Origin of the sequence: Streptomyces umbrinus, from assembly GCF_030817415.1 — a bacterium.
Taxonomy (GTDB): Bacteria; Actinomycetota; Actinomycetes; order Streptomycetales; family Streptomycetaceae; genus Streptomyces; species Streptomyces umbrinus_A.
On the sequence record NZ_JAUSZI010000002.1, the window covers coordinates 3,159,424 to 3,171,636 of the forward strand.

At 69.0% G+C, this 12,213-nt stretch carries 10 protein-coding genes; 9 read left to right on the top strand and 1 reads right to left on the bottom strand.

The window, feature by feature from the left end:
• Positions 1–62 precede the first annotated feature (62 nt).
• From QF035_RS13915 to QF035_RS13955, 9 genes are all read left to right on the top strand, one after another.
• Positions 63–1,307: an FAD-binding protein gene (locus QF035_RS13915; RefSeq protein ID WP_307520571.1), complete on the top strand. Its 1,245-nt coding sequence runs from the start codon at positions 63–65 to the stop codon at positions 1,305–1,307.
• Between the two features lie 171 nt (positions 1,308–1,478).
• A complete protein-coding gene (locus QF035_RS13920) occupies positions 1,479–2,744 on the top strand; it encodes an ROK family transcriptional regulator (RefSeq protein WP_307520572.1) in 1,266 nt (421 codons plus the stop codon).
• A 154-nt stretch (positions 2,745–2,898) separates the two neighbouring features.
• Complete coding sequence (locus QF035_RS13925; protein ID WP_307520574.1) at positions 2,899–4,164, top strand: ABC transporter substrate-binding protein; 1,266 nt, start codon at positions 2,899–2,901, stop codon at positions 4,162–4,164.
• 23 nt (positions 4,165–4,187) lie between these two features.
• Entirely contained in the window at positions 4,188–5,150 is a 963-nt protein-coding gene (locus QF035_RS13930) for a carbohydrate ABC transporter permease (protein ID WP_307520575.1), read from the top strand.
• Positions 5,147–6,052, top strand: a complete 906-nt coding sequence (locus QF035_RS13935) for a carbohydrate ABC transporter permease (RefSeq protein WP_307520577.1) — start codon at positions 5,147–5,149, stop codon at positions 6,050–6,052. The genes QF035_RS13930 and QF035_RS13935 overlap by 4 nt, the downstream gene beginning before the upstream one ends.
• Positions 6,053–6,064: 12 nt before the next feature.
• On the top strand, positions 6,065–8,947 hold the full coding sequence (locus QF035_RS13940; RefSeq protein WP_307520578.1) for a glycoside hydrolase family 2 TIM barrel-domain containing protein: 2,883 nt from the start codon (positions 6,065–6,067) through the stop codon (positions 8,945–8,947).
• Positions 8,948–9,032: 85 nt separating this feature from the next.
• Positions 9,033–10,028: an ABC transporter ATP-binding protein gene (locus tag QF035_RS13945; protein WP_307520579.1), complete on the top strand. Its 996-nt coding sequence runs from the start codon at positions 9,033–9,035 to the stop codon at positions 10,026–10,028.
• A gap of 2 nt (positions 10,029–10,030) precedes the next feature.
• Positions 10,031–10,834 carry an ABC-2 family transporter protein gene (locus QF035_RS13950; protein WP_307520580.1) on the top strand — a complete coding sequence of 268 codons (804 nt, stop codon included), beginning with the start codon at positions 10,031–10,033 and terminating at the stop codon, positions 10,832–10,834.
• Between the two features lies 1 nt (position 10,835).
• Positions 10,836–11,636, top strand: a complete 801-nt coding sequence (locus QF035_RS13955; RefSeq protein ID WP_307520581.1) for an ABC transporter permease — start codon at positions 10,836–10,838, stop codon at positions 11,634–11,636.
• A gap of 106 nt (positions 11,637–11,742) precedes the next feature.
• Here QF035_RS13955 and QF035_RS13960 read toward each other — a convergent pair whose 3' ends face one another.
• On the bottom strand, positions 11,743–12,192 hold the full coding sequence (locus tag QF035_RS13960; protein WP_307520583.1) for a peptidase inhibitor family I36 protein: 450 nt from the start codon (positions 12,190–12,192) through the stop codon (positions 11,743–11,745).
• Between the last annotated feature and the right edge of the window lie 21 nt (positions 12,193–12,213).

The following is a 12,213-nucleotide window of genomic DNA, read 5'->3' on the forward strand; positions in this document are numbered from 1 at the left end:
CGAGGTAAGTTCCAATGTGGCTGGCTCACCGGTCACCGAGAACTTCCGGGAAGGACCCACGGATGGCAGAGGCTCTGACCAACTGGGCGGGGAACATCACGTACTCCGTCAAGGAGCTGCAGCGGCCGCGGTCGCTCGACGCGTTGCGGGCGCTCGTCTCGCGTGCCGGTCGCGTGCGGGTTCTCGGCAGCGGGCACTCGTTCAACGAGATCGCCGACCCGGGCAGTGAGGGTGCGCTCCTCTCGCTGACGGGGCTGCCGCCGTCGGTCGAGGTGGACGCCGCGGCCCGTACGGTCAGAGTGGCGGGCGGGGTTCGGTACGCGGAGCTGGCCCGGGCGGTGCACGAACGGGGGTTCGCGCTGCCCAACATGGCCTCGTTGCCGCACATCTCGGTGGCGGGTTCGGTGGCGACCGGCACGCACGGCTCGGGGAACGCAAACGGCTCGCTGGCCGCGCCCGTACGGGAGGTCGAGCTGGTCCTCGCCGACGGATCGGCCCTGACGATCGGCCGGGGTGACCCCCGCTTCAGCGGGGCCGTGACCTCGCTGGGCGCACTCGGTGTCGTCACCGCGCTCACGCTCGACCTGGAGCCCGACTTCGAGGTCGCCCAGCATGTGTTCGGCCGGCTGCCGCTCACGGAACTGGACTTCGAGACGGTGTCGGCGTCGGCGTACAGCGTGAGTCTGTTCACCGACTGGCGGCGGTCGGGCTTCGTCCAGGCGTGGGTCAAGCGGCGTACGGATGTTCCGTGGGACGGGTTTCCGTGGGCCGAGCCGGCCACCGAGGCGATGCACCCGGTGCCGGGGATGCCGGCCGGGAACTGCACCCAGCAGTTCGGGGTGCCCGGGCCCTGGCACGAGCGACTGCCGCATTTCCGGCCCGAGTTCACGCCGAGCAGCGGCGCGGAGCTCCAGTCGGAGTACCTGCTGCCGCGCCCGCACGCCACGGGTGCCCTGCGTGCGCTCGACGCGATCCGGGAGAGGATCGCGCCGGTGCTGCAGGTCTGCGAGGTGCGTACGGTCGCGGCCGACCGGCAGTGGCTGAGTCCGGCGTACGGGCGGGACACGGTGGCCTTCCACTTCACGTGGGTCGAGAACACGGCGGCCGTGCTGCCCGTGGTGCGGCGGGTTGAGGAGGCGCTGACGCCGTTCGATCCGCGGCCGCACTGGGGCAAGGTGTTCACGATGGCGGCACCGGTGGTGCGCGGACGCTATCCGCAGCTGGCGGAGTTCAGGAACCTGGCCGCGGAGCTGGACCCGACGGGGACGTTCCGCAACGCGTTCGTCGGTGAGGTGCTGGGCGGGTGACGGAAGGGTGACGGACGGCTCGATCCCCACTCTGCCGACTGTGAGCGGCAGGGACTTTGTACAGCCCCTTTCCTAACCCCTTGTCGAAAGTCCCCGGACGGTCATAGCCTTGCGCCGCGCCGGGGCCGTCGGGCCCCGCCATGGCCTGGAGGGACCGGGGGGCACATTCTGGTGAAGCGCACATCACGCGACATCCGCACCGCGAACCGCTATGGGGTGCTGCGCCAGATCATCGCCCATTCACCCACGTCCCGCCAGGAGCTGGCCGCCGCCACCGGGCTGAGCCTCGCCACGATCGCCACGCTGGTCGGTGAGCTGCTCGACCTGGGGATGCTGACGGAGGTCGGGTTCGAGGACTCCGCGGGTGGCCGCCCGCGGGGCCTCGTGGCCGTCAACGCGTCGGGGGGCGCGTTGATCGGCGTCGACATCGCGGAGACGTACGTCCGGGTCGAGCTGTTCGACCTGGCGCTGGGAGTGCTGGCCCGTGCCGACGAGGACATGCGCCCCGGTGAGATCCGTCCGGAGCAGGTCGTCGGGCATGTCGCCTCGGCCGTCGGCTCGGTGGTGGCACAGGCCGGTATCGAGGGCGCCCGGGTGCTCGGGGTCGGGGTCAGCGTGCCGGGCCAGGTGGACCGCGAGGCCGGTGTCTCGGAGTACGCGCCGAACTGGGACTGGCACGACGTGCCGCTGCTCGACCTGCTCGCCGAGCACATCGCGTATCCGCTGTATCTGGACAATCCGCTGCGCGCCTGCGCGGTCGCCGAGCTGTGGTTCGGGGCGGCACGCGGTCGCGGGGACGCCGTGGTGGTGAACCTCGGGACGGGCGTCGGTGCCGGGCTCGTGCTGGGCGGCGGGCTGCACCGGGGGGTGAGCAACAGCGCCGGCGAGTGGGGGCACACCACGCTCGTGCTGGACGGGCGGCCGTGCCACTGCGGCAACCACGGGTGCGTGGAGACGTACGTCGGGGCGCCCGGAATCATGCTGAATCTCCGCGAGTCGAGCCCGGACAGCGCTCTGCTGCATCCCGAGGACCAGACCGCGACGATCAACGCGCTCGCCCGCGGGGTCGCCGCGCAGGACCCGGTGGCGACCGAGGTGGTCCAGGACACGGCGCGCTATCTCGGCGCCGCCATCGCCGACCTGGTGAACCTCCTCAATCCCGAGGTGGTCGTGCTGAGCAGCTGGGTCGCGGCCACGCTCGCCGAGCCGCTGCTGTACGAGGTCCGCGAGGCCGTGGCCCGGCACGCGCTGAGACGGCCGCTGGCCAGCACCGAGATCGTCCTCTCCCCCATTCCCACGGACCCGGTGTGCCTGGGCGCGGCGACGTTCGCGCTGGAGGGTGCCCTCAGCTCGGTGGGCCTGAGACCCGTCGGCGGCAAGGCCTCCGCCCCTCGTCGTGTCTCCCCCACGAAGAGCCGTACAGCGCCGTCTTCCTGACGTCGGCGCTCTGCCACGTCCGGTATTCCGGACGGGGCACAACGCTTCTAACAGACTTCGTCCAACCCCTTGCCGAAGCATTAGCCGAAGGTTAACGTCCCGCCACCGCACAGCGATTTCGAGCCGCAGCCGTACTCGAGACAAGGACGTCAGAATGTCGGCACTGAGCAACAGCAACTGGGACCGTCGATCCGTACTGCGAGCCGCGGCGGGGCTCGCCGCGCTGGGTCCGCTGGCCGCCTGCGGCGGCAACACCGGCCGTGAGGGCGGCGGCAGTTCGGGCAAGGGCCTGGTGCAGTACTTCCACGCGTACGGGGAGGCCGGGACGCAGGAGGCCATCAAGAGGTACGCGAAGGCCTACGACGAGGCCCGCGTGACCACCCAGTGGATCACGGGCAACAACTTCGAGAGCAAGCTGTTCTCGGCGCTGCTCACCGACAACGCGCCCGACGTCTTCGAGTTCCACCCGCAGCTTCAGATGATCAAGAGCGGCCAGGTGGCGCCGCTGGACGACATCATCGCTCCGGTCAAGGACGACTTCAATCCGGCCGACATCAAGTCCCACACGGTCGACGGCAAGGTCTACGGCGTCCGGATGATCGACGACCCGCAGTTCTTCTACTACCGGAAGTCGGTGCTGGAGAAGGCGGGCGTGGGAGTGCCCCAGACCCTCGAAGAGCTCGCCGAGGCCGCCGAGAAGCTCACCACCGACAAGGTCAAGGGCCTGTTCCTCGGCAACAGCATGGTGTCGACCAACTACGCCCTGGTCTGGGCGGCCGGCGCCGACCAGCTCAACGCCAAGAACGAGATCGCCTACCACACCGACGACGTGGCCGCGGCGCTGAAGGTGTACCGCAAGATGTTCACCAGCGGCCACCTGCTCCTGGACGCCCCCGCCGACTACTGGGACCCGTCCGCGCTGGTCCAGGGGCTGACGGCCATCCAGTGGTGCGGCATGTGGGCCATGCCCGTGATGCAGAAGGCCCTCGGCGACGACCTCGGCATATTCCCCTTCCCCTCGGCCGCCTCCGGCGCCAAGCCCGCGGTCTACAACGGCGGTTGGTCCATGTTCGTCAACGCCAAGGGCAAGAACGTCGACCTGGCCAAGGAGTACGTGAAGTGGCTCTGGATCGACCAGAAGGAGTACCAGGAGGACTGGGCGCTCAGCTACGGCTTCCACATCCCGCCGCGCACCTCGATCGCCGAGTCCGCCACCAAGCTCAAGTCGGGCCTGCCCGCTGAGGGAGTCAAGCTCTTCACCGACTACGGACGCTTCGACAACATCTCCTGGACCCAGGCGATGATCACCGCGCTCGAAGAAGTGATCGCCAACTCCGTCCGCAAGGGCATGGACCCGGAGAAGGCCCTGGACGCCGCGGACAAGAAGGTCAACCTCGAACTCAAGAAGCTCTTCGGATAGGCCGACGGACAACAGGTAGCGACATGTCGACCACCACGACGCGTGACGCCACGCGCCCCGCCCCGGCCAAGGTCTCCAAGACCAAGCCGCGGCGGGGCATGGGCGGCAGCACGTTCAACTTCTGGCTCTTCACCGGCCCGTTCCTCATCGGCCTGGTGATCTTCGTCTACATACCCATCGGATGGAGCGCCTGGCTCAGCTTCTTCGAGGCGCGCTACACGGTCACACCCGACAAGTTCATCGGCTTCGACAACTACAAGTTGATGCTGACGAACGGCGACTTCACCAAGTCGCTCGTCACCTTCACCGTGTTCGCCGCGATCATCGTGCCGGTCACCTGGGCGCTGTCGCTCGGGCTGGCACTGATGGTGCACCGGCTGCGCTTCATGAAGGCGTTCTTCCGGTCCGTCTTCTTCCTGCCGACGGCGTGCAGCTTCGTCGCCGCCTCGCTGATCTGGAAGATGTCCATCTTCAGCGGTGTCCGCTTCGGCATGATGAACACCGTCCTCAGCTGGTTCGGGGTCGAGAACATCGCCTGGCTGGCCAACCCGAACCCGCCCTGGTACTGGCTGGTCATCGTGACCGTACGGCTGTGGCTCCAGGCCGGCTTCTACATGATCCTGTTCCTGGCGGCCCTGCAGAACATCCCGCCGGAGCTGTACGAGGCCGCCGCGATCGACGGCGCCAAGCCGGGCTGGCAGACCTTCCGGTACATCACGCTGCCCCAGCTGAGGGCCACCTCGACGGCGGTGATCCTGCTGCTGCTCGTGGCCGCGTACCAGGCGTTCGACGAGTTCTTCAACCTGCTGGCGAAGACGACCTGGGGCCGCCCGCCCCTCGTCGAGCTGTACTACACGGCCCTCGGCGACGACCAGGACTACGGCGCCGGCAGTGCGGGCGCGGTCATCCTGACCCTGCTGATCTGCACGGTGACGCTGCTCCAGGGCAGGTTCATGGGCTTCGGCAGGGGGGAGGAGACCAAGTGACGACCACCACCCAGGTACGCGAACCGGTCGAGGCCGGCGCCGCGCGGAAGACGCGTGACCCGCGCAGGAAGCGGGGCCGGAGTGTATTCAGCAGCGCCGGGCTCTACTTCGCCACCGCCGTCTGCGCGCTGCTCTTCCTCATCCCCTTCTACCTGATCGTCCGCAACGCCCTGTCCACGGACGCCGAGATCACCGGCGAGAACTGGAAGTGGTTCCCGACCGACATCCAGTGGGGCAACGTCACTGAACTGTTCGACGACCCGACGGTCCCGTTCGCCCAGTCCCTGTGGAACTCGACGGTCGTCGGCGTCCTGCACACCATCGGCACGCTGTTGGTCTGCTCGCTCGCGGGCTACGGTCTCGCCCGCATCCCCTACAAGCACGCCAACAAGATCTTCTACGCGGTCCTGGTGACCCTGATGGTCCCGGCCGCCGTCACCTTCGTACCGAGCTTCGTGCTGGTCTCGTCGCTCGGCTGGGTGTCGAGTATGCAAGGTCTCATCGTTCCGGGGCTGTTCAGTGGTTTCACCTGCTTCCTGTTCCGGCAGTACTTCCTGGGGTTCCCCAAAGAACTGGAGGAGGCGGCGCGCGTGGACGGGCTCGGGTACTGGGGTGCGTACTGGCGCATCGTCGTGCCCAACTCGCTGAACTTCTTCGCCGCGATCGCGACGATCACCTTCATCAGCGGCTGGAACGCCTTCCTGTGGCCGCTGGTCATCGGCCAGGACCAGGAGGCGTGGACCGTGCAGGTCGCGCTCTCCTCGTACATGACCAACCAGACCGTCAATTTCCACCTGATCTTCATGGCCACCGCCATCTCGATCCTGCCCCTGGTACTCGTGTTCCTGTTCCTCCAGCGCTGGCTGGTGCAGGGGGTCGCACAGACGGGCATCAAGGGCTGACCAAGGAGAACGATGTCTTTGCGCACCACCCATTCCTCCGACGTCGGCTATGTCGAGGACGTCTCGCCCGGGAGCGGCGCGCTGCCGCCCCGGGCGTGGTACGCCTCCTCGGACGCCGATTCCCTTTCCCTGAACGGCAGTTGGCGTCTCCGGCTGTCGGCGACGGCCGATGCCGAGGACGAGTCGTTCGCCGCCGAGGGGTTCGACGCCGGGGACTGGCCCGAGGTGCGGGTCCCCGGGCACTGGGTCCTCCAGGGTGACGGGGGCTTCGGGGCGCCGATCTACACCAACCACCTCTATCCGTTCCCGGTTGATCCGCCGCGGGTGCCGACTCAGAATCCGACCGGCGACCATCTGCGGGTCTTCGACCTGCCGGACGGCTGGCCGACGGACGGTGGGGCCGTGCTCCGTTTCGACGGGGTGGAGTCGTGTGCCCGGGTGTGGCTGAACGGGACGGACATCGGTGAGTTCAAGGGGTCCCGGCTGGCGCACGAGTTCGCGGTCGGGCACCTCCTGAAGGCGTCGGGGAACGTGCTCGCCGTCCGGGTGCACCAGTGGTCGGCGGGCTCGTACCTGGAGGACCAGGACCAGTGGTGGCTGCCCGGCATCTTCCGGGACGTCACGCTGCTGCACCGGCCGGCGGGCAGCGCGCTCGACTTCTTCGTGCACGCCTCGTACGACCATCTCGAAGGCACCGGGACCCTGCGCGTCGACTCCGATGTCGACGGGCGGGTGACCGTGCCCGAGCTGGACATCGATGTCGCGACGGGCGAGTCGGTGACCGTGCCGGTCCGGCCGTGGACCGCCGAGACTCCCCGGCTGTACGACGGGACGCTGGTCACCGAGGGCGAGCGGGTGCCGCTCAGGATCGGTTTCCGTACGGTCGAGCTGGCGGACGGCCTGATCAAGGTGAACGGAACGGCGGTCCTGTTCAAGGGCGTCAACCGGCACGAGTGGCATCCCGAGACCGGCCGCGCCCTGGACCTGGAGACCATGCGTGAGGACGTGCTGCTGATGAAGCGGCACAACATCAACGCCGTGCGCACCTCCCACTATCCGCCGCACCCGGCCTTCCTCGACCTGTGCGACGAGTACGGGCTGTGGGTCGTCGACGAGTGCGACCTGGAGACCCACGGCTTCACCGAACAGGCCTGGCGGGACAACCCGGTGGACGACGAGCGCTGGACACCGGCGCTCCTGGACCGGGTGTCCCGCATGGTCGAGCGCGACAAGAACCACCCGTCGATCGTCATCTGGTCTCTGGGCAACGAGGCGGGCACCGGGCGCGGGCTGACCGCGATGGCCGAGTGGATCCGTGGCCGTGACCGCTCACGGCTCATCCACTACGAGGGCGACTGGAACTGCCGCGACACGGACATGTACTCGCGGATGTACGCGGACCACGCCGAGGTCGAGCGGATCGGGAAGGGCCTCGACGGCGGTCCGCTCAAGCGGCGCCAACTGCCGTTCATCCAGTGCGAGTACGGGCACGCCATGGGCAACGGCCCGGGCGGACTCGCCGACTACCAGCGGATCTTCGAGGCGCACGACCGCATCCAGGGCGGCTTTATCTGGGAGTGGATCGACCACGGCGTCAAGGACGAGCGGTACGGCTTCGCGTACGGCGGTGACTTCGGGGAGGAGCTGCACGACGGGAACTTCGTCTGCGACGGGCTGCTCTTCCCGGACCGCAGGGCCTCACCGGGGCTCCGTGAGTACAAGAAGGTCATCGAGCCGGTCCGTATCGAGGGCGATGGCACGAACGGCACGGTACGGATGACGAACGCGTACGACTTCGCCGACCTCTCGCACCTGGCGTTCGAGTTCTCGTACCAGGTGGACGGATTTCCCACAGGTGCGCACTGGCTCACCGTGCCCTCGCTCGCGCCAGGGGAGTCGGCCGAGGTCAAGCTGCCGGCGACCGCGCCCGACGGTCAGGGCGAGGAGGTCCAGTGGACGGTCCGCGCGCTGCTCGCCGAGGACACTGCCTGGGCGGGCCGCAGCCACGAGGTGGCGTGGGCGCAGCAGACCGTCACGCCGCGCGGGCCCCTTCCGGCGGCCACCGGCGCGCGGCCCGCGGCCGACAGCGACCGGATCACCCTCGGCCCCGGCTCCTTCGACGCCCGCACCGGCGCGCTGCGGACCATCGGCACGACGGAGGTCACCGGCCTGCGCCTGGACGTGTGGCGCGCCACCACCGACAACGACGACGGCGCGTCCTGGCAGGACGGCGTCCGCAACGGCGTGGAGTGGCGCAAGCTGGGCCTGCACCGTATGCAACACCGGCTGGACGCGGTGGAGTTGACGGACGGCGCGCTGACCGTACGGACCCGGGTGGCACCGGCCGCCCGGGAGGTGGGCCTGCGCACCGTGTACCGGTGGACGTCCGACGGGACACGGCTGCGCCTGACCGTCTCGGTCGCTCCCGAGGGCGACTGGACGGTGCCGCTGCCCAGGCTCGGCATCCGACTGGGGCTGCCGGCGTCGTTCGGGGAGAACGTGACGTGGTTCGGCAGTGGTGGCGAGGCGTACCCGGACACCAGGGCCGCGGCGAAGACACTCCTGTGGGACACGACCGTCGAGGACCTGCAGACACCGTACGTGCGCCCGCAGGAGAACGGCGCCCGCGCCGACGTCCGCTGGGCCGAGGTCGGAGACCTGCGGTTCGAGGGCGACCCGGAGTTCTGGTTCACCGCGCGGCAGTGGACGACCGAGCAGCTGGACGCGGCCCGGCACCTGACCGACCTCACGCCGGGCGACACCGTTTGGGTCAACCTCGACCACGGTCAGCAGGGCATCGGCTCGCAGTCGTGCGGTCCCGGCGTGCTGCCGCAGTACCGGCTGCGGGTTCAACCGGCTGAATTCTCCTTTGTGTTCTCAACGGTCGACGACTGACACTGTTACCGGTCACATGGCCGTCCGGCTCCCCCAGCCGGACGGCCGTGTCCGTGTGTCTCCCGCTCCCCCGGAGGTTCCCCGCGTGATCGGTTCCATCGAGGTCCGTGGCCTGTCCCGGACCTTCCACACCACCGTGCGCCGCCCCGGTCTCATGGGCGCCGTCAGGTCTCTCGTCAATCCGGAACGGGTCGCCAAGGACGCCGTCTCCGACATCACCTTCGACGTCGCCCCCGGCGAACTCCTCGCCCTGCTCGGGCCGAACGGCGCGGGCAAGTCCACCACCATCAAGATGCTCACCGGCATCCTCACCCCGACGTCCGGCGAGGCACGGGTCGCGGGCGTGGTCCCGTACCAGGAGCGCGAGCGCAACGCGCGCAACATCGGGGCCGTGTTCGGGCAGCGCACCCAGCTGTGGTGGGACCTTCCGGTGCGGGAGTCCTTCGCGATCCTGCGCGACATCTACGACGTTCCCGAGGACGAACACCGCACGCGTCTGCGGGAGTTCGACGAGCTGCTCGACCTGTCCTCCTTCTGGGACACCCGGGTACGGCACCTCTCGCTCGGACAGCGCGTGCGCTCCGACCTGGCCGCGGCGCTGCTGCACGATCCGCGGGTGGTGTTCCTGGACGAACCCACCATCGGCATGGACGTGGTGGTCAAGGAACAGGTCCGCGAGTTCCTCCGGTACCAGGTGGAGCAGCGCGGGCGGACGGTGCTGCTCACCACGCACGACATGACGGAGGTCGAGCGGCTCGCCGAGCGGGTCGTCCTGATCAACCACGGGCGGCTCGTCCTGGACGGCACGCTGGACGAGATCCGGCGCAAGTTCGGCTCGACCTGGCAGGTGCGGGTCACCCTCGCCGACCCGCACGCGCCCGTCGAGGCGCTGCCGGGGATGGTGCTGGTGCGCCACGAGGGCCCGCAGGTGGTGTTCGGACCCGACGGGCCCACGGCGCCTGCCATGCACCAGGCGCTGAAGCAGGTCATCGAGCGGTACGAGGTGACCGACATCGCGCTGGACGAGGCCGACCTGGAGGACGTGATGCGTGCCGCGTACGTCCAGGCGGGCGACGAGTGACCATGGCCGTCCTCCAGGGCTGGCGGGCCGCCCGCGTCACCCCGCTCGGCGAACTCCACACCCCGCCACGCATGACCGCCGCGCTGCTCCGGCTCACGGTGCAGGTGGTGCTGGTCGCCTCACTGTGGCACGGCCTGTACTCGGCCACCGGCACGACGGCCGGCCTGACCAAGGACCAGGCGGTCACGTATGCCGTTCTGGCCGTACTGGCCACCCGAATAAGGGAGTTGGACCAGTACGCGGGCCGGGACACCGTGCTCCAGCACATGCACTTCGGCACGATCATCTACTGGTATCTGCGCCCGCTCCCGCCCCAGCGCTACTACGCGCTGCGGGCGCTCGGCGAGCAGCTGTACGGGCTGGTGTGGGTGCTCGCCGGATACGTGATCTGTCTGGCCGCCGGAGTCGTGGAGCCGCCCAAGTCGGCTGCCGTGGCAGGGGTGTTCGCGGTCAGCGCGTTCCTTGGGCAGTGGGTTCTCTACTACGTGATGCTCGCCATCGACCAGCTCTGCTTCTGGACGCTCCGCAACGGCGCCGCGATGCTGATCCTGATCTTCGCGCAGAACCTGCTGTCCGGGGTGTACGCGCCGCTGTGGTTCTTCCCGGACTGGTTCATCACCATGAGCGGCTTCCTGCCGTTCCAGGCGACGCTGAGCGTGCCGCTGTCCCTGTACGTCGGCCGCATCGAACTGTCCGACGCGGGCCCGCAGTTGGCCGTACAGGCCGCCTGGGTGGTGGCCCTCGCCCTGCTCACCCGGCTGCTGTGGCGGCGGGCCGCCCGGCGCGTGATCTCGCAGGGAGGCTGACATGTCGGCCAAGGCTCTTCGCGTCGTCTGGCGCATCACCCGGCTCAACTTCCGTGCCCAGTTGGAGTATCGCTCCGAGTTCCTGATGATGATCGCGATCGGCGCGGTCTGGCAGGTGTCGGTGATCGTGTTCGCGACCGTGCTGCTCACCCGGTTCAGCGGGATGGGCGGCTGGGACAGCTCGGACGTGCTGCTGATCCCGGCGACGCGGATGCTGGCGCACGGACTGTTCGTGCTGTTCCTGGGGCGGGTGCACGGTCTGGCGCGGCACATCCAGGAGGGGGTGATCGACACGTATCTGGTCCGCCCGATGCCGGTCTACCGCCAGCTGCAGCTGTCCTACTTCCCGACGAACGCGATCGGTGACCTGACCGTGGCGGCCGGTCTGATGGCGGGCGCCCTGAGCCGCAGCGACCTGGACTGGACGGCGACCCGGATCACGTACCTCGTCGTCTGCGTCCTCGGCGGAATGCTCCTGGAGGCGGCCATGTTCACGGCGGTCGCGTGCGCCTCGCTGCGCTTCCCTGCCGCCGACTACTGGGGTCGCTGGCTGGAGGAGCTGCTCGGCACGTTCGGCAGCTATCCGCTGAACGTGCTGCCCAAGGCTGTTGGCGGCTTCCTCACGTTCGGCCTGCCACTGGCGTTCGTCGCGTACTTCCCGGCGGCGGTGCTGACCGGGCACGACACCGCTGTCCCGTACTGGCTGGCGGCCGTGTCACCCCTGCTCGGCGCCGCGGCCTATCTGGGGTCGCGGCTGCTGTGGCGGTGGAGCCTTCGGCACTACACGGGTGTGAACGGGTGAGGACGGCAGGACCCCGGGGTGGGCCGGGGTCCTGCCGTGCGTGACGCCCTCACTCGCGGCACTGGCACAGGCACCCCCGTGGCCTGTGCGAGCGCCGGCGATCAGCTCAGCACTCGCCGCCCCACTCCGCACTGTGCAGGGTGATGGGGCCCGTGAAGATGTCCACGTTGGGGTCGTTCGGGTAGTGCAGGCACCCCGTGATGTTTTCGCCCGACGGGGGGCTGACGCGGAACCGGATGTGGTCCGCGCCCGGGAAGCGCACGCCGTTGTTGAGGATGTACATCCCGTGTTCCGAGTGCAGGTTGTACAGGTTCCCGGTCGACTTCCATGTCGGCGCGCCCCACGCCACGTCGTTGTTCCACACGCAGACGTATCCCCTGGGACAGTCCGCCGGAGCGGCCGACGCCGGTGGTGCCGAGGCCACACCCATGCCCGCCGTCATCAGCAGTGCCGCTACGCCCACGCCGGCCTTCTTGCGGAACCGTGCCTTCAAAGCTTCCTCCGTCTCAGTAACTACCGGGCGGCTGTTGCCGTCCGGCCGCTTCCAAGTGGCCAAGCATTGCTCCTGTTCCAAGGC

Coding starts and splice junctions, on each gene's coding strand:
- QF035_RS13915 (WP_307520571.1), top strand. CDS start 63: ATGGCAGAGGCTCTGACCAACTGGGCGGGGAACATCACGTACTCCGTC.
- QF035_RS13925 (WP_307520574.1), top strand. CDS start 2,899: ATGTCGGCACTGAGCAACAGCAACTGGGACCGTCGATCCGTACTGCGA.
- QF035_RS13930 (WP_307520575.1), top strand. CDS start 4,188: ATGTCGACCACCACGACGCGTGACGCCACGCGCCCCGCCCCGGCCAAG.
- QF035_RS13940 (WP_307520578.1), top strand. CDS start 6,065: ATGTCTTTGCGCACCACCCATTCCTCCGACGTCGGCTATGTCGAGGAC.
- QF035_RS13950 (WP_307520580.1), top strand. CDS start 10,031: ATGGCCGTCCTCCAGGGCTGGCGGGCCGCCCGCGTCACCCCGCTCGGC.
- QF035_RS13955 (WP_307520581.1), top strand. CDS start 10,836: ATGTCGGCCAAGGCTCTTCGCGTCGTCTGGCGCATCACCCGGCTCAAC.